This window comes from uncultured Thiohalocapsa sp., from assembly GCF_913062725.1.
Classification (GTDB): Bacteria; Pseudomonadota; Gammaproteobacteria; order Chromatiales; family Chromatiaceae; genus Thiohalocapsa.
This window is the reverse complement of record NZ_CAJXWY010000009.1, coordinates 44,476-61,749: the sequence shown is the minus strand read 5'-3', so window position 1 is coordinate 61,749 and position 17,274 is coordinate 44,476. Positions and strand designations below refer to the sequence as shown.

Genomic DNA, 17,274 nt, shown 5'->3' with positions numbered 1-17,274 from the left:
AGCATCGAGCACCTTGGGTACTGCGTGCGAGCGCGCGCGGGTTGCAGCCACGGTATCGGCTCGGGCGTCGCGACGACGCGATCCACCAGGCTGCGATGGGCGTATCAGGCGGCGCGGCCCAGCGCCAGCGCGGCGAGCACCGTCACGGCGACCACCAGCCAGGGCGGCGCCCGCCAGACCGTCAGCAGGATGAATGCTGCCAAGGCGATGGCAAAGTCCGCCATCGATGCCACGGCGCTGGTCCACACCGGGTGATAGAGGGCCGCGCCCAGGATACCCACCACGGCGGCGCTGGTGCCGGCCATGGCGGCGCGGGCGGCGTCGGCGTGGCGTAGCCTGTCCCAGAACGGCAGCACACCCAGCAACAACAGCATGCCCGGCACGAAGATGCCGAGCAGCGCGATCGCCGCACCGATGATCCCGTCGGGACCCGGCGCGACCATTGCGCCGAGGTAGGCGGCGACGGTGAACAGCGGCCCGGGCACCGCCTGCGCCGCGCCGTAGCCGGCGAGAAAGGCATCGGCGCTGACCCAGCCGGGCTCGACCAGGCGCGTCTCGAGCAGCGGTAGCACCACATGTCCGCCGCCGAACACCAGCGCCCCGGCTTGGAAAAAGACCTCGAACAGCGCGAGCCCCGGCACCTCCCACGCGGCGACGAGTGCGGGCAGCCCCAGCAGGAGCGCAAGGAACAGCACGAGCAGCAGCAGCCCGGCACGGCGGGAGATGGGCACGGGCAGGTGGTCGCCGGCGCGCTGATCCACTCGGCGACACCAAAGCGTCCCGGCGACCGCGCCGGCGCCGATCGCCGCGAGCTGTCCGAGCGCCGTCGGCATCAGGGCCAGGATCATCACGGCGGCCAGTGCGATGGTCGCCCGCGTTCGGTCGGGCGCCAGCGCGCGGGCCATGCCCCAGACCGCCTGGGCGACGATGGCCACCGCCGTCAGCTTGAGTCCGTGGATGAGGTCCTGTCCCATGGGCCCGCCGAAGGCGTCGGCGCCGAGCGCAAAGGCCAGCAGCAGCGCCGCCGACGGCAGGGTGAACGCCGCCCAGGCCAGCAAGGCGCCGGCCAGGCCGGCGCGCAGGTATCCCAGCGCGAAGCCGACCTGACTGCTCGCCGGTCCCGGGAGGAACTGACACAGTGCGATCAGATCGGCATAGGCTGCGTCGCTCAGCCAGCGCCGGCGCAGCACCAGCTCGTCGCGAAAATAACCGAGGTGGGCGACGGGGCCGCCGAATGAGGTCAGCCCGAGCTTGAGAAAGGCGTGGAAGACCTCGCCGGCGCCGCCGGCCACCCGCCCTTGATTAGTCTGGTCTGTGGCCATGGGCTCCGCGTCGATGCTGCCTGGATGGATGGCGACGGGCACCTTGAGGGCAGGGCCCGGGTACCGTGGTCAGGGAACGCGATGGTTGAGTGTAGATGGTGAACGTGTCAGCATCCTGACGCCGTCGATCCCGCAATCCATGCCAATTTTGCGGCTCCCGGCGCTCGTCGGCCTCTTGGGTCAGCCGCAGGCATGGCGCGCAGCTGCTGCGGGCCGCATCCAGCGCAGGTCCGCAAGGTGCGCCCGGTCGGTGGCGACCGCAGGCACAGTGGCGCTGCGCCGGCCGCCGTTGACAAGCACCGGTGCTGGCCCGGACCATCGTGTCCACATGGCGCCGGCATCCGAGCGCTGCCCCGGGAGCCGCTGCCCCGGCACTTTAGGCGGCCACGGCTGCCATACCCACCCACAGGAATGCCTGCCATGCCCGCCTGGCTAGACCGTTTGCCCCTGGGGCTACTGATCCTCATCGCCCTGACGTTGGGGCTCGCCCCGTTCGTGCCGGAGCCTCACGTCTGGGAAAAGCTGAAAATGCTGGCCGCCGGCGCGCTGGTGCGGCCCATCGACATCTTCGATCTGCTGTTGCACGGCGCGCCATGGCTGCTGCTGTTGGCCAAGCTGGTGCGCCTGGTGCTGCTGCGCCTGTCGCCGGCGCCATAGCGCCGCGATGGGCGCCGTCGATTGTCTTCACAGTGCCAGGATGCTGAGCGCTTCATGGCCCACTGCGCGTTTTGCGGGTGGCCGCTGTCGGCGCCCAACGCGTGCCTAGCCCGCCCCGCCCGCGCCGCGAATCTGCGTTGCAACGGTGTCCAGGAGCGTTTGCGGGTCCACCGGCTTGAAGAGGATATCGGCGCCGCCGGCCGCTGCACACAATGCGCGGGATGCATCATCCGCACTGCCGGTGACGAAGATCACCGGCACCTGCGCGAGCCCAGGCTCGGCCTTGATGCGTCGGCACACATCCGTGCCGTCCAGATCCGGCATGTGGATGTCCAGGAGCACCGCATCCGGATGGTCGCGCGCGGCGATTTCCACGGCACGCTCGCCGCTGCGGGTGGCCTTGACCCGATAGTGCGAGCGCAGGATGTTGTTCAGGACGTGCAGATTGGTGATGCTGTCATCGGCGATCAGCACGGTTGGTTGTTCCCCGGTCAACGACGGCCTCCCGTGCCCGTTCTAAGCTGAGCGTTGCAAGTGCTTTGCGTGCCGCAGTGTAGTCGAACTCGCTGATCCCTCGACGCACGCGCGCGACTATTTCGGCGGCTACGGGATGGCCGGCGACGGCCGCGGCGAGGTCTGCCGCGGCGTCGGCGGCGCGGGTATCGTCGGCTTGCAGCAAGGTGTGCAGACGTTCGATGAGTGCGGCCGCATCCGCGGGCGCGGCATCGGCGGCAGTGCCGCCCCCGGCGTCGTCTGCGCTGGCGAGCCGGTCGATGGCGTCCGTAAGCGCGCGCAGCTGCCCGGCGGCGGGGGCGAAGTCGAAGGCCTCCACCCGGCGGCGCAGGTCTGCGATGCGCCGGCCGAGGGCGCTGTCCTCTCCCAGGATCTCGGCGAGCGCTGCGGCCACCGCCAGCGCCTCGGCATCGCCGCCGTCGAGCAGATCTTGTAAACGCGTCGCCAGTGCTCGACAGTGGCTCGCCGTGGCCACATCCAGCGCCGGCAGCTCAGCATCGGACTCGGGCCCGGGGGCGGGCGGCGCCGGGGCGGCTTCGAGTGAGGCCGCCAAGCGCGCCAGCTGTAGCTCGACGCCTGCCACCAGCGGCCGCAGTGCCGCCGCCGGCGCGTGCCGGCGACAGGCGGCCGCCAGCTCGCCGGCGCGCGCGGCGAGCGCCACCAGGCCGAGATTGCCGGCGACGCCCTTCAGGGTGTGGGCGAGCCGCAGCGGCGCGTCCGACTGGCCGCTGTCGCCAGCGCGCGCGAAGGCATTGCCAAAATCCTGATACTCGTCACAGAGCTGCTGTAGCATGGCCCGTCGCTGGGGCGTGGGGTGCGGTGCCGCCGATGCCGGCGTCGGGCGCCCGGCCTGTGCCGGTTCGGGGCCGGGCTCCAGCGCCGCGGCGCCCGTTTCGACGCCCATGTCGGCGCCCATGTCAGCGCCAAGCGGCGTCGCCGGCACACGGCGTCGCCCCCCTGGGGCACTCCCACCCGCAGAATCCTGCTCGGGCAACCCTTGGCCATGGCGCCGCGTACCGCGCAGATCGACGGCGTGCGGGGATGCATCGGGCGGTGCCTGGCGCGTGATCTCACGCCGCGCCGCGCCGTAGACGGTGGTGGCGTCATCGTCCACCAATGCCACACCCTCGCCGCGGAGCGGGTCAGGGAGCGCAGGTGGTGCCGGGTGCTGCAGTGCGAGGCGCATGTCGCAGTGGAAGGTGCTGCCGACACCGGCCTCGCTCTCGACCCGAATATGGCCGCCCATCAACGCCGTCAGGCGCTTGCAGATGGCGAGTCCAAGCCCGGTGCCACCGAAGCGCCGGGTGGTGGAGTCGTCGACTTGATGGAACGGCTTGAAGAGCTCGTCGCTTGCGTGCTCGCCGAGGCCAATGCCCGTATCGCTCACTGAGCACTGCAGTGCGATCGCGCCGCTGCCCTGCGCGGCCGCGCGGATGCGCACCAGCACCCCGCCCTGCTCGGTGAACTTAAGCGCGTTGCTGATCAGGTTGAGCAGGATCTGTGAGAGCCGCTGCGGATCGCCGATGAGCGCCGCGGGCAGCGGCGGTGGCGCATCGAGGTGCAGCGTCAGGCCCTTGTCCTCGGCTTTGGGCCTGAGCTTATTGTCCAGGGTCTCCAGCATCTCTTCCAGCCGGAAGGGCTCGGCCCGCAAGGTGAGGTGACCGGCCTCCAGACGCGAGAGATCGAGGATGTTATTGATGATCGCCAGCAGCTCGTTGGCGGACTGGTGTGCGCCGCGCACATACTCCCGCATCGGCGCCTGCGGCGCGGCGCCGAGGGCCAGGTGCGTCATGCCGATGATGGCGTTGATGGGCGTGCGCAGCTCATGGCTCATGTTGGCCAGGAAGGCGGACTTGGCCCGGCTCGCCGCTTGCGCCTGATCGCGTGCGCGCTGTAGCTCCTGGGTGCGGGCGTGCAACGCCTGCTCGGCCTGACGGCGGGCACGCAGGTCGCGGATCGTCGCCACCACATGCGGGCGGTCTTTACGCGTGACCCGCGCCAGGCGGATCTCCACCGGGAGCACTTCCCCGGACTTCGCCAGCGCCGTCAGCTCCCGGCCTGCGCCCATCCGCCGCGCCTGGGGGGCATCTGCGAAGTGTTTGCGATGGGCCGCATGTGCGTCGCGCAGCGCCGCCGGCACCAGGACCTCCACGGGCTTGCGTGCCAGCTCGAAACGGCTGTAGCCCAGCAGCTGCTCGGCGGTGCGGTTCAACACCACGATGCGCCCGGCTGCGTTGCACAGCACGATGGCATCCGGGTCCGCCTCGAAGATGTCCCGCCATTGCTGCTCGCCACGTTGCAGGCGCTGCTCGGCGCGCTGCAGCCGTGCCCGCAGATCCTGCCAGCGCCGGCGTAAGCGCAGCCCCTGCCAGCAGCCGAGCCCCGCCAACGCGGCGGCTGTCAGGGCCAGGCCATGCGCCGTTGTGGTCTCAGGGGTTGCTGCGGCGACGCCGGCTGGAGTCAGGGCAATGACGGTGAGCAGGGTGCCGGTGTCGGCTGGCCGCGGCCGGCGCCACTGCAGCGCGGGGCCGCCGACGGCCCTCCTTGGCCGGACGCGGGGGCTCAATGCTCGCCCGCTTCCTCGGTGATGATGAGCTCGGGGTAGAAGGTCTTGTCCGGCTCCTGGGCGGCGAGCTCGTGGGCCTTGGCTTCGGCCTCGCCGTAGGTCATTTCGCCCTCGAGATGCCCCTTCTCGAACTTCGCCTTGCTACGCCAGCCGACCCGGTAGCCGGGATCAGCGGTACGCTTCCACAGTGGATCACCCTTGGTTTTCAAGACCGTTGCCATTGGTCGGTTCCTCGTCGATTGATCGTCTTGTTACGGTAGTCGACCCGGGCAACGGTGCGCCCGGGTCCGATGGGTGGCGTGCCGCCCCGAAGCCGGAGAACGTAGCGGGTGCCGTCGTGGGCTCACACACAGCCGGTGGGTTTGGGCAGGCCCCCCCATTTACAGATAAGCTTCATCGGCCCCTTTTTGAAGATACCGTACAGCTCCTTGGTGCTCACGCCCTGCTTTTTGGCGAAGATGCGGATGGGTGGCACCACGCCGTCGTTGTCGTACATGGCGCGGGCTTCGCGGATGAAGTTCATCACCTGATCGTTCATCTCGAACTCGTCCGCTGCGGCGAGCTCCCGGGCCAGATCTTCGTTCCAGTCGTCGCGGTTGACGAGGAAGCCCTCGCCGTCGACGGCTACGCTGACTGCCATGGCAATACCTCTTTACGGCTATGGTTTGCATGCGCGGCGGCGGCAGCGCCGCATTGCCCCGCGGTGATTAGGGTTGCGGTGGACGGATTCTACCCTTGCTCAAGTGAGGTAATGACCCGGCCGCAGTGGCGGTGGTCGGGCTGTCTGGCCCGGCTGCATGACGCCACGCCCGAGGTGGTCACGCGAGCGCGTCGTGGGGCGCCGGTGTCTGGCTGGTCTCAGCCGCGCGCGGCGCGCACCGCCTCGAGCACGCCGTCCCACAAGCGGATACGCGCGCAGACCGCCTCTTCGGCGGCGGCGGCGGCTTCTTCCAGGCGCTTGTCGTCATCGCCGCAGAGGTGTTCCAGCAGCCGTAAAGACAGCGGCCCGTGGAAATCCTCGTCCAAATGGACATGGCGGCTCAAATAGTAGTGGAAGATGGGCGCGTCGTCGGCACCGACGCCGGCGTCGGCGAGCAAACGACGGAACATGTCGGGAATGATGCGCTCGCGGCCTACGGCCAGTGCGGCGGCGGCGGCGTGCGGCTTGTCCTCGCGAATGAAGCAGAATGTGGTTTCGGTGAAGTAGCGCGCCGGCATCGGTGTGGTATCGGCGTACAGGGCGGCGTCGAGGCCGTCGCGTCCGACGCGCTCGAGGAAGCGCTGCGGTGCGTCGGCATCGGCGCCCACTTCCGCCATGGCCCGCAGGTAGAGTTGGAAATGGCTGCTGTACTCCGTGCCCGCCGCGCCCGCACGGGCATCGGATTCCTCTTCCAGCACCAGTTGGTTGATGAAGTAGGCCACAGTCGGATCCGCCGGCGGCATCCAGGGCGTGGTGGTGGGGGCGACGGTGCGCTGCAGGTACTTGATCAGCGACATGAAGTCCCACACGGCGTAGACGTGGTGGGACATGAACACCCGCAGGTCGGCGAGGTCTGTGACCTGTGCATAGACCGGATGCGCATTCAGCGCGCGTTGCAGGTCTTCGATGGGTGCGAGGTCCGGAATGGCCATGCTGCTGTCCTCGTGTTGTGGTGATCGGCCCATGGATGGTGCTTCCGTGCGCCGACAATGGGGTCGCGGCGCGGCCGCCGCCAATGCCGCGGCGGCATGCCATCAGCCATCTTGCGCGGTACGTCGATCTCAGTTCAAGCGGAACACGATGGGCACCCGCACCGTCCATTGCTCGCGGCCGATGACCGCCGGGATGGGCTCGAAGCGTGCGAGGCGGCGGACCGTGCGCTCGGCGGCGTCGTCCAGGCCCGCGGCGCCGGCGCTGTGGCTCACGCGAATGCCGCTGAAGCCGCCGTCGGCGGCGATGGTGAATTGCACGCGTGCGGTACCCTCGAGGCCGCGGCGCCTCGCCGTAGGGGGGTAGTGTCGCTCGCGTGCCAGTGCCCGGCGCAGGGCCGCGAGATAGCGACGCTCGGCTAGCCCGCGGGCGGCGGACCCGGCGGCCGCCGCGCTGCGGTTGGCGCCGCCGGGGGCTTCTGCGGTTGTGGTTGGTGTCACCGCATCCGCGCCGCCGGCGCGCGGGCGAGGCGGTGCTGGCGTCGCCGCAGTCGCCGCAGCCTCGCGCTGCGCATCCGCACGGCTGCGGGCGGCGGCGATCTCGGCGTCCAGCGCGGCGAGGCCCGTCAGCGCGCTGGCATCGTCGTCTGCGGCGGCGATCTCGGCGTCCAATGCCGCGAGCCCTGCGCGTTCCGGACCGGCGTCTCTGTCGCCGCCGCGCTGCCCGCTGGCGTCGTGCTGTGACGCGGCAGACCGCTGTATCTTCGATGGGCGACTCGCCGGCGCCGGCTCAGGTCTGCGTGCGGCGCTCGACGCCGCCGCCGCGGCAGCCGCCGGCCGTGCCCGTGTCTCCGATGGCGCCGGCGGCACCGTCGTGGCCGCCCTCGCGGGCGTCTCGGCGCGCGTCTTGTCTGCTGCCGGGGCGCCGGGCGGTTGCTCGATGGTCTCTGCGGCGGTTTGGGTATGCATCGCCGCCGCCGCATCCGCGGGCCTGGGCGTTGGGGCAGCAGCGGGGGCGGCCGCCGCCGTGTCGCTGCGGTCCGTCCGCTCGGCTGCCGCCGTGGTCGTCGACGGCGCCGGCGTGCCGGGCGTCGCCGTTGGGACTGCGGTCCCGATGATCTGCAGGGCCATCGCCCCCGCCGCAGCCGCGCCGGCCGGCGGCCATTGCAGTCGTTGCAGCGCGAGCAGCAGGCCAGCATGGACGAGGCACGAGAGCAGTGCGGCCAACAACCAGACCCGGCGCCGGCGTTGTGCGCCGCCGCCCCCGCGCGCCGGCGCCGGGCGACGTGACCGGCGTCGCGGTGGCGATGGCAGCCGCCGCGGGCCCGGCGCCCGCCGCGGCGGAGCCGGGCCCGCGGCGGGCGCTGGGCGGACCATGTTGTATCGTCCCCGCTCGCCGATGGCGGCGGGGCTGCGCTCGGGGGCATTCACGTTAGACTGATCGGGGCATGCCCGCGCGCCATTGGGCTGCGGCGGGCGGGGGCGTTGGTGCGGGGCCGGAGTGGTCTGCGCGCCCGCGCTCGGGCGGTGACGCCAGCCCGCATGTGGGCGGTCCTCAGTGCTGCAGTCTACAGGGATAGGGCCGGCATTGCAGTGGACATGGCCGCAGGGCCGGCGCATCGCCTGCGTCCGGTGGCCGCGGCCCTTGCGGTTGTGCCGGACCTGGGATGCGGGCGTGCGCGGGCGATGCGTTGCGCCGGCCTTGCATGGGTGCGCGGCAGCGGTGCCGCTTGTCCACACCGTCCAATGCGGCCCGCGGCGGCGTCAGACGCCGTCGGCCCGCGGCGTTGCGGCCTTGGCGGGGCCGGCATGTATAGTACGGCATCGGCGAGCGATTGCCGATGCCGTGAGCGCCATGTGCGCAATGGCCTGTGACCGCAGGCGGGGGCCGCGGTGACCGTCTGCGACAGTCGAATATCGTTGTATCAGGGGGCATGGCGTGGAACAGATTTCCGAAGTCATTGGAGTCGTCAACGGCCTCGTTTGGGGGCCGCCGATGCTGGTGCTGATTCTGGGCACCGGCCTGTACCTCACCGCTGGACTCGGCTTGCTGCCTTTGCGCAAGCTGGGCTTCGGCTTCCGCATGCTCTGGACCGGGCGTGCCCGGCAGGGGCAGGGGGACATTACGCCGTTCAATGCGCTGGCGACATCGCTGTCGGCCACCATCGGCACGGGCAACATCGCCGGCGTTGGCACGGCCATCGCCATCGGTGGTCCCGGCGCGCTGTTCTGGATGTGGATCACGGCCCTGGTGGGCATGGCCACCAAGTACGCCGAAGCCGTGCTCGCCGTGCGCTATCGCGAAGTGGACGAGAACAACAACCACGTCGGTGGGCCCATGTACTACATCCGCAACGGGCTCGGTAAGCACTGGCTGTGGCTGGCGACCCTGTTCGCCATCTTCGGCGCGTTGGCGGGCTTTGGCATCGGCAATACCGTCCAGGCCAACTCGGTGGCGGATGCGCTGGATGCCAAGTTCGGCGTGCCGGTGTGGATGACGGGCGTGGGACTCGCCGTGCTGGTGGGCCTGGTGCTCATTGGCGGTATCCGCTGGATCGCCCAGGTGGCCGGCAAGCTCGTGCCGTTCATGGCCATGTTGTATCTGCTGGCGGGTCTCGTCGTGCTGGGGCTCAACATCAGCGAGGTGCCGGCGGCCTTCATGACCATTGTGCAGGACGCCTTCACGCCGACGGCACAGGTGGGCGGTTTCGCCGGTGCCGGGGTCATGCTGGCGATTCAGATGGGTGTGGCCCGGGGCATCTTCTCCAACGAGGCGGGCCTCGGCAGTGCGCCCATCGCGCACGCCGCCGCCGAGACGGACAGCCCGGTGCGCCAGGGCGCCATCGCCATGCTCGGCACCTTCATCGATACCATCATCATCTGCAGCATCACCGGCCTGGTCATCGTCATCTCCGGTGCCTGGCAGTCGGGAGAAAACGGTGCGGCGCTGTCCGCCATGGCCTTCGGCGATGAGCTGCCAGGCGCCGGCGCTTATGTGGTGGCGCTGGGGCTCGCGTTGTTTGCTTACACCACCATTTTGGGCTGGAGCGTCTACGGCGAGCGCTGCGTGGAGTACCTGCTCGGCGTGCGCGCCATCATCCCCTTCCGCGTGCTGTGGGTGGCCGCCCTGCCGCTGGGTGCAATGGTGCATCTGGACTTCGTCTGGCTGGTCGCGGACACCCTGAACGCCATGATGGCCATTCCGAACCTCATCGCGCTGCTGTTGCTGAGCCCTGTGGTGTTCAAGATCTCGAAGGAGTTCTTCGCGGCGCAGAAGGCGCAGCGGGCAGCGGCCTAGGGCCGACGGCCCGCCGGCGGCGGCTGCGCCGGTGCACAGTTCGGGTCGTTGCGGCGCCGGGATGGCGCCCCGGGCCGCGGTGGCGCCAAGGCCGGCTCAGCCCTGGGTCTTGGCGCCGCCCATGCACTGTGGCGACTCGGGCGCCCGACCGCCACCCTTCTCGAACCACTCGTCCGGCGTCCAGGCGTGGATGGCGAGCGCGTGCATGCCACCGTCGAGCTCCTCGCGGAGCAGGGCATTGACGCGCCGATGGCGGCCGATGCGCTTGTCGCCGGCGAACGCATCGCTGACCACGAGCACCTTGAAATGGGACTCGGCGCCTGCCGGCACATTGTGCATGTGGCTCTCGTCCGTGACTTCCAGGTGCATTGGGGTCAGGGCGCCGGTCAGGGCTTGCTCGATACGTGCTTTTCTGTTCATGTCGGCTCTCGGTTGGTTGTGTGGGTCGACGCTGGCGCCAGCCTCGCCAACCTGTCGGCAATTGCGTGCCGCCGGCGTCCGCATCAAGCGTCGCCGCCGCTTCGCATTCCCGGCCAACGGGCCCAATGTCCGACGGAGTGCAAGCAGTGAGGGCCGTAGCCTGCAATGACTCCCATCGACCTTTTCCCCTGCGTTTGTTGTGGGCACCTGGTGCACGACCAGCTGCCAGGCTCCCATCAGGTGTGCCCCATCTGCGGCTGGGAGGACGACCTCTCGCAGCTGCGCTTTCCAGAGATGCCGGGCAGCGCCAACACCGTGAGCCTGACGAAGGCGCAGCGCAACTATCAGGACTATGGCGCCTCCGAGCGTCGTAACCGCGGCCAGACCCGGGCACCGCTGGAGGGCGAGCCACGCGAGCCGCAATGGCGGCCGGTGGACCCGGCGCGGGACAACATCGAGCACCCGCAGCGCGGCACCGCCTATGCCGACTCCTATCCCTGGCCCGACACCACGGTGCTCTATTACTGGCGCAGCAGCTTTTGGCGCCGCTTCGCCAGCTGAATTGCTGCGTCTGCGAAAAATCAATAGCTAAAATTTAGCTGATTGTCTTCTCAAATATTTGTAAGGGCCTTAGTGTTCTGCACCAAGACCGAGCGACTCGGTCAAGAAACGCCCGTTGCCTGTGCCTGACCGCCCGCGCAGCAGGGTCCGCGCACCACCACGGACTCCAAGGCAACCATGAACCCTGAGGTTTCCAACATGCAGAACACGCCTTCTCGTCAGGATCAGATTCGCGCCCTGGAACAGGACTGGGCCGAGAACCCCCGTTGGACCGATGTGCAGCGCGTCTATGGCGCCGCCGACGTGGTGCGCCTGCGCGGCTCGGTGCAGCCCGAGCACACGTACGCCCGTAGGGGTGCCGAAAAGCTGTGGGGGCTCATCCACGGCGATGCGAAAAAGGGCTATGTCAACTGCATGGGCGCCATCACCGGCGGCCAGGCCATGCAGCAGGCGAAGGCGGGCATCGAGGCCATTTACCTGTCCGGCTGGCAGGTGGCCGCGGACGGTAACACCTCCGAGACCATGTACCCGGACCAGTCCCTGTACGCCTACGACTCGGTGCCGACCATGGTTCGGCGCATCAACAACGCCTTCAAGCGCGCCGACGAGATCCAGTGGTCCAAGGAGATCGGCCCCGGAGACGCCGGCTACGTCGACTATTTCCTGCCCATCGTGGCGGATGCCGAGGCGGGCTTCGGCGGCGTGCTGAACGCGTTCGAGCTGATGAAGAACATGATCGCCGCCGGCGCCGCCGGTGTGCATTTCGAAGACCAGCTCGCGGCGGTGAAGAAGTGCGGTCACATGGGCGGCAAGGTGCTCGTGCCCACCGCCGAGGCGGTGCAGAAGCTGGTCGCCGCGCGTCTGGCCGCGGACGTGATGGGTGTGCCCACCCTGGTGCTGGCGCGCACCGACGCCGAGGCGGCGAATCTGCTCACCTCCGACGTCGACGACAACGACCGCCCCTTCCTCACCGGTGAGCGCACCGCCGAGGGCTTCTACCGGGTCAACAACGGCCTGGAGCAGGCCATCAGCCGGGGGCTGGCCTACGCACCCTTCGCCGACCTGGTGTGGTGCGAGACGGGCACGCCGGACCTGGGGTTTGCGCGGGAGTTCGCCCAGGCGGTGCTCGAGCAGAACCCCAACAAGCTGCTGGCCTACAATTGCTCGCCGTCCTTCAACTGGAAGAAGAACCTGGATGACGTGACCATCGCCAAGTTCCAGGACGAGCTGGCGGACATGGGCTACAAGTACCAGTTCATCACCCTCGCCGGCATCCATAACATGTGGTTCAACATGTTCGATCTCGCCTACGACTACGCCCGCGGCGAGGGCATGAAGCACTACGTCGAGAAGGTGCAGCAGCCGGAGTTCGATGCCCGCGACAAGGGCTACACCTTCGTCAGCCATCAGCAGGAAGTGGGCGCCGGCTACTTCGACGATGTCACCACCACCATTCAGGGCGGCGTGTCCTCGGTGACGGCGCTGACGGGCTCGACGGAAGAGGCGCAGTTCTGAGCGCAGCGGGGGTTGCGTGCGGCGCCCCCGCGCACCGCCCCCGGTGCACCGCAGCATTCATGCGGTCGGCGCCGCACCGCAGGCGCCGGGCAACAGCCAGCAGTCACGCCTCCCCTCTGCGGGTCACTCGCCGCGCCGGGGTCCGGCGCCACATCGAGACATCCGGATGCCCGATCTATCCACCGCCGATCTCTACGACCGCCACGGCGATGCGCTGCGTGTCTGCCAGCCGCACCTGCGCGACTTCGGCGGGCGTATCGCCTTCGCCGGCGAAGCCGTCACCGTCAAGTGCTTCGAGGACAATACCCGCATCAAGGAGGCGCTCGCGCAGCCCGGCGCCGGTCGGGTGCTGGTGGCGGACTGTGGCGGTTCGCTGCGCTGCGCCATGCTCGGCGATCTCATCGCTGCCAGCGCCGTCGAGCACGGCTGGGCCGGGGTCGTCCTCAGCGGTTGTGTCCGCGACACCGCCGCGCTCGCCCGCATGGACCTCGGCGTCAAGGCGCTGGCCAGCACCCCGCGCAAGAGCACGCGCCGGGGCGAGGGCCAGCGGGATCTGCCGGTGGAGATCGCAGGCGTGTCGGTAACGCCCGGTGATTGGGTGTACGCTGACGCCGACGGCGTGCTGATCGCCCCGCAGCGGCTGATCTGAAGCCGCCTTCACGGGTGAGTCATCGAGGATTGATCGGATGCCAGCCCCGACCGCCAACCACCATCTGCTGCACCGCCTGTGCATGCCAAACGGTGGCGCCCTCACGTCGGCCCTGCTCGGTGGGCGCCTCCCGGCGCACGCCCCGCCCGACGCATCCGCGCCGCACACCAGCGACAGCCATGCCCACGGCACCGCGCGCGATGGCGTCGCCGGCACCGACCCATCCCGCCGGGTGGCGCGCCGATAAATGGCCTGGCTCGAAGCCAAGCAGATCGCCGAGGCCATCCTCGATGGCTTCGAGCGCCACTACCGGCTGTTCCGCGCCATCACCGCCGACGCGCGGCTGCATTTCGAGCAGGCGGACTGGGCGGCGGCGCAGGGCTGCGCGCGCGAGCGCATCGACTTCTACGACTGCCGGGTCGGCGAAACCGTCGCCGTGCTGCGCCGGGAATTCCATTTGCGCACCGCCGACGACAACCTCTGGCGACGGGTCAAGGTGGAGTATTCGCGGCTGCTGCCCCAGCACCGCCAGCCGGAACTGGCCGAGACCTTCTACAACTCCGTGTTCTGTCGGCTGTTCGACCGCCGCTACTACAACAACGCTTACATCTTCGTCTGGCCTATGCTCTCCACCGAGCACCTGGAGGCGGAGGTGCCCATCTTCCGGCCCTACTATCCAGATCGCCACGGGTTCGCCGCCGTCATCGCCGATGTCCTGCGCGACATGGACTTCGCGCTACCGTTTCGGGATCGCCGCCGCGACGTGCGCAATCTCATGAACGCCATCCGCGAGCGCTTCCCAGCCAACCGCGCCCGGCACCAGAACTTCCAATTGGCGGTGCTCTCGACGCCGTTCTTTCGCAACAAGGCGGCATACATCATCGGCAAGGCCATCAACGGCGCCCAGCAAATCCCCTTCGCGGTACCGATTCTGAACGATGAGCAAGGCGGGCTCTACGTGGACGCACTGCTGGCCGGCGCCGATGAGCTGGCCAATGTGTTCAGCTTTTCACGCGCCTATTTCCTGGTGGACACCGAGGTGCCGGCGGCGGTGGTGGAGTTCCTGCGCCCGCTTATGCCGCACAAGTCCAAGGCGGAACTCTACACGGCCATCGGCCTGCAGAAGTTCGGTAAGGCCGAGTTCTATCGGGATTTCCTCAAGCATCTGCGCTATTCGTCGGATCAGTTCGTCGTCGCCCCCGGCATCCGCGGCATGGTGATGTGCGTGTTCACGCTGCCGTCGTTCCCGTTCGTGTTCAAGGTCATCAAGGACCGCTTCCCGCCGCCGAAGGAGATGACTCCCGAGCAGGTGATGGACAAATACCGGCTGGTGAAGCTGCACGACCGCGTCGGACGCATGGCGGACTCCTGGGAGTATTCCCATGTCGCCTTCCCGCGGGCGCGCTTTTCCGACGAGCTCATTGCCCTGCTGCGCCAGGAGTGCGCCGGCAGCATGACGGTGGAGGGCGATCGGGTGATCGTGAAGCACCTCTACATCGAGCGGCGCATGTCGCCGCTGAACCTCTTTCTGGCCAGCGCCGACGACGAGGACATCACCCATGCCGCACGGGAATATGGCGATGCCATCAAGCAGCTTGCGGCGGCCAACATCTTTCCGGGCGACTTTCTGTTCAAGAACTTCGGCGTCACCCGCCAGGGCCGGGTGGTGTTCTACGACTACGACGAGCTCTGCTATCTGACCGAGTGCAACTTCCGCGATATCCCCGAGGCGCCGTTCCCGGAGATGGAGCTGGCGGAGGAGCCGTGGTACACGGCGGGCCCCGCTGACGTCTTCCCCGAGGAGTTCGCCACCTTTCTCCTCACCGAGCCCCGCTTCCGCAAGGCCTTTCACGCCTGCCATGCCGAGATCTTCGAGCCGGCCTGGTGGCGTGAGTGCCAGGGCGCCATCCGTACGGGCGCCATGGTGGATGTGTTTCCGTATCCCGGCGCACGGCGTTTCGGGGCGCCGTCGGACACCACCGGCGCACAGGCGTCATGTGATTAAGGCGCGCGCTGGCAGTATGGCCCCTGCGCGCTTGTGGGTGGCTATGCGTCGGGTTGGCGTGAGCCTCAACAGGCCGCCGGGCCGGACACCCCCACGCCCGGGTCAGTCGCAGGCGATGTCGAGGGCGATCATCCCCTCTTCGAGATAATCCGACACCATCGGGTGCGCGAGCACATACTCGTCGGCGCGGATGCTGTAGTCGCCGATGGCGTCGTCCACGGCCTGCTCCCACTCGTCGGCGCTGTAGTCACCACGCCCCACCCACATCAGGGCCACCAACTCGGCGCGCTGGCGCTCCGAGAGGTCGTGGACGATACTGCGGAATTCGCCGACGTTGTAATCGCCACCGTGGTCGGCGAGCATCTGCAGCGCCCAGTCCTCGGATGAGCTCTCGCCTTCCTGCGGGATGCAGACGGCCTCCTTGGCCTGGAACTCCCTGGCCAGGGCGATCAGGCTGCAAAGTGTTTCGTGCCGGATGTGCATGCGCACGGGCGCCTCCTCAGGAGCTGTTCTGATCCGCGGGGCGTCGGCGGAGCTGCCGGCAGCCGCCATCGGCACCGGCCGCATCACCCCTTACTTGTTGAGTCTACTACGGTGTCATGACATGGGCGGCTGACGGAGAACAACGGAAGTGCCGACGCCGGTGCGGCGCTGGAATGCTTGGACTGTCCCGTTGTCCCACACGACACGATCACCGCAACCAGACCAACCCACCCACACGCGCGCATGACCGCCTTCGCCGCCGACACCGACCCCCGCGCCGACGAAGTGCTCTTCCTGCCCCTCGGCGGCACGGGGGAGATCGGCATGAACCTGAACCTCTATGGCCACGACGGCCATTGGCTCATCGTCGACATCGGCATCACCTTCGGCGGCGACGCCTTCCCGGACTACGACGTCCTCATGGCGGATCCGGCCTTCATCGCCAGTCGCCGCCAGCGCCTCGCCGGCATCGTGCTCACCCACGCCCACGAGGACCACGTCGGCGCCATCGCCCATCTGTGGAAGCGGCTCAAATGCCCGGTCTACGCCACGCCATTCACCGCCGCCATCGCCCGCCACAAGCTCGCCCGCGCCGGCCTCGACGACGTGCCGGTGCACGCGCTGCCGTTGGGGGCGCGCTTCGAAGCGGGCCCCTTCCATGTCGAGTACATCGGCATGACCCACAGCATCCCCGAGCCCAATGCGGTGCTCATCAGCACCCCGGCCGGGGCGGTGTTCCACACCGGTGACTGGAAGCTGGACGACGGACCCGTCATCGGCGCGTGCTACGACGTCAAGCGCCTGCGCCGGCTGCGCCGCGAGCCGGTGCTGGCCATGGTGTGCGATTCCACCAACGCCGTGGTGCCCGGCAGCACGGGCTCCGAGGCCGGGCTGCTCGCGCCGCTGACAGACATCGTCGACGCCGCCGTCGGTCGCGTGGTGGTGACGTCCTTCGCCAGCAATGTCGCGCGACTGGTGACCCTGGCGCGGGTCGCCGACGCCACCGGTCGGCGCTTCGGTGTCATCGGTCAGGCCATGGAGCGGATGGTGGCCGTGGCCCGCGCCACCGGCCATTGGCCGGCGGACCTGCCCGAGCTGGTGGACGCCCGCCATCTGGGCTATCTGCCGCGGGAGGAGGTGCTGGCGGCCTGTACCGGCAGCCAGGGCGAGCCGCGCTCGGCCCTGGCACGCATGGCCGCGGACAGCCATCGGGATATCCTGCTGGACCCGGGCGACACCATCGTTTTCTCCTCCAAGCTTATCCCGGGCAACGAGCGCCCGGTGCAGCAGGTACAAGCCCGGTTGCGGGCGCTGGGCTGCGCGCTGGTCACCGATGCCGATGCCCATGTCCATGTCTCCGGCCACCCGGCGGCGGAGGACCTGAAGCGGCTGTATGATTGGGTGCAGCCGCCGGCGGTGGTGCCCACCCACGGTACGCCCCGGCACCTGCGCACCAATGCGGACATCGCCCGCGGCTGCCATGTGCCCCGCGTCGCCGTCATCGGCAATGGTGATATCTGCCGCCTCACCGGCGATGGCCCGCAGGTGCTGGGCCAAGTGCCCACGGGGCGCCTGGCGCTGGACACCGACGGTCGCCTGGCACCGGTGCCGCCGGACATACTCGCCGAGATGCGCGCGGCGGTCTGCTAACCACGG

General features: G+C 69.1%; 17 protein-coding genes. 8 read left to right on the top strand and 9 right to left on the bottom strand.

Annotation, left to right across the window (positions count from 1 at the left end):
• Positions 1-104: 104 nt before the first annotated feature.
• Positions 105-1,322, bottom strand: a complete 1,218-nt coding sequence (chrA, locus tag QZ588_RS03915) for a chromate efflux transporter (protein ID WP_295540148.1) — start codon at positions 1,320-1,322, stop codon at positions 105-107.
• Positions 1,323-1,733: 411 nt separating this feature from the next.
• On the opposite strand from chrA, the gene QZ588_RS03910 reads away from it, so the two are divergent.
• Complete coding sequence (locus tag QZ588_RS03910) at positions 1,734-1,979, top strand: RND transporter (protein ID WP_295540145.1); 246 nt, start codon at positions 1,734-1,736, stop codon at positions 1,977-1,979.
• Between the two features lie 105 nt (positions 1,980-2,084).
• Here the strand turns inward: QZ588_RS03910 and QZ588_RS03905 are convergent, their stop codons facing one another.
• The 6 genes from QZ588_RS03905 to QZ588_RS03880 form a co-directional block, all read right to left on the bottom strand.
• A complete protein-coding gene (locus QZ588_RS03905) occupies positions 2,085-2,453 on the bottom strand; it encodes a response regulator (RefSeq protein ID WP_295540143.1) in 369 nt (122 codons plus the stop codon).
• The gene (locus QZ588_RS03900; RefSeq protein WP_295540141.1) at positions 2,437-5,058 is read right to left on the bottom strand and encodes an ATP-binding protein; all 2,622 of its coding nucleotides are present in this window, start codon (positions 5,056-5,058) and stop codon (positions 2,437-2,439) included. Before QZ588_RS03900 ends, QZ588_RS03905 begins: the two co-directional genes overlap by 17 nt.
• Positions 5,055-5,279 (bottom strand): hypothetical protein, encoded by a 225-nt coding sequence (locus QZ588_RS03895; RefSeq protein WP_295540140.1) that lies wholly within the window; start codon positions 5,277-5,279, stop codon positions 5,055-5,057. Before QZ588_RS03895 ends, QZ588_RS03900 begins: the two co-directional genes overlap by 4 nt.
• A gap of 122 nt (positions 5,280-5,401) precedes the next feature.
• Positions 5,402-5,704, bottom strand: coding sequence for a TusE/DsrC/DsvC family sulfur relay protein (locus tag QZ588_RS03890; RefSeq protein ID WP_295540183.1), 303 nt, complete (start codon positions 5,702-5,704; stop codon positions 5,402-5,404).
• 212 nt (positions 5,705-5,916) lie between these two features.
• A complete protein-coding gene (locus tag QZ588_RS03885) occupies positions 5,917-6,690 on the bottom strand; it encodes a DUF3050 domain-containing protein (RefSeq protein ID WP_295540139.1) in 774 nt (257 codons plus the stop codon).
• Positions 6,691-6,819: 129 nt separating this feature from the next.
• The gene (locus QZ588_RS03880) at positions 6,820-7,656 is read right to left on the bottom strand and encodes an energy transducer TonB (protein ID WP_295540137.1); all 837 of its coding nucleotides are present in this window, start codon (positions 7,654-7,656) and stop codon (positions 6,820-6,822) included.
• Between the two features lie 970 nt (positions 7,657-8,626).
• Here QZ588_RS03880 and QZ588_RS03875 point away from each other — a divergent pair.
• Positions 8,627-9,985, top strand: a complete 1,359-nt coding sequence (locus tag QZ588_RS03875) for a sodium:alanine symporter family protein (RefSeq protein WP_295540135.1) — start codon at positions 8,627-8,629, stop codon at positions 9,983-9,985.
• A gap of 96 nt (positions 9,986-10,081) precedes the next feature.
• Here the strand turns inward: QZ588_RS03875 and QZ588_RS03870 are convergent, their stop codons facing one another.
• Positions 10,082-10,405, bottom strand: a complete 324-nt coding sequence (locus QZ588_RS03870; RefSeq protein WP_295540133.1) for a BolA family transcriptional regulator — start codon at positions 10,403-10,405, stop codon at positions 10,082-10,084.
• Positions 10,406-10,570: 165 nt separating this feature from the next.
• On the opposite strand from QZ588_RS03870, the gene QZ588_RS03865 reads away from it, so the two are divergent.
• The 5 genes from QZ588_RS03865 to aceK all read left to right on the top strand — a co-directional run bounded on the left by QZ588_RS03865 (position 10,571) and on the right by aceK (position 15,135).
• Positions 10,571-10,966: a CPCC family cysteine-rich protein gene (locus tag QZ588_RS03865; protein ID WP_295540131.1), complete on the top strand. Its 396-nt coding sequence runs from the start codon at positions 10,571-10,573 to the stop codon at positions 10,964-10,966.
• Between the two features lie 177 nt (positions 10,967-11,143).
• A complete protein-coding gene (aceA, locus tag QZ588_RS03860; RefSeq protein ID WP_295540130.1) occupies positions 11,144-12,481 on the top strand; it encodes an isocitrate lyase in 1,338 nt (445 codons plus the stop codon).
• A gap of 166 nt (positions 12,482-12,647) precedes the next feature.
• Positions 12,648-13,130 carry a ribonuclease E activity regulator RraA gene (gene rraA / locus QZ588_RS03855; protein WP_295540129.1) on the top strand — a complete coding sequence of 161 codons (483 nt, stop codon included), beginning with the start codon at positions 12,648-12,650 and terminating at the stop codon, positions 13,128-13,130.
• A 37-nt stretch (positions 13,131-13,167) separates the two neighbouring features.
• A complete protein-coding gene (locus QZ588_RS03850) occupies positions 13,168-13,377 on the top strand; it encodes a hypothetical protein (RefSeq protein ID WP_295540127.1) in 210 nt (69 codons plus the stop codon).
• Entirely contained in the window at positions 13,378-15,135 is a 1,758-nt protein-coding gene (gene aceK / locus QZ588_RS03845) for a bifunctional isocitrate dehydrogenase kinase/phosphatase (protein WP_295540125.1), read from the top strand. It abuts the gene before it with no gap.
• Between the two features lie 102 nt (positions 15,136-15,237).
• Here the strand turns inward: aceK and QZ588_RS03840 are convergent, their stop codons facing one another.
• A complete protein-coding gene (locus tag QZ588_RS03840) occupies positions 15,238-15,618 on the bottom strand; it encodes a DUF3775 domain-containing protein (RefSeq protein ID WP_295540182.1) in 381 nt (126 codons plus the stop codon).
• Between the two features lie 243 nt (positions 15,619-15,861).
• Between QZ588_RS03840 and QZ588_RS03835 the strand changes: the two genes are divergently transcribed.
• Positions 15,862-17,268 carry a ribonuclease J gene (locus tag QZ588_RS03835; protein WP_295540124.1) on the top strand — a complete coding sequence of 469 codons (1,407 nt, stop codon included), beginning with the start codon at positions 15,862-15,864 and terminating at the stop codon, positions 17,266-17,268.
• Positions 17,269-17,274 lie beyond the last annotated feature (6 nt).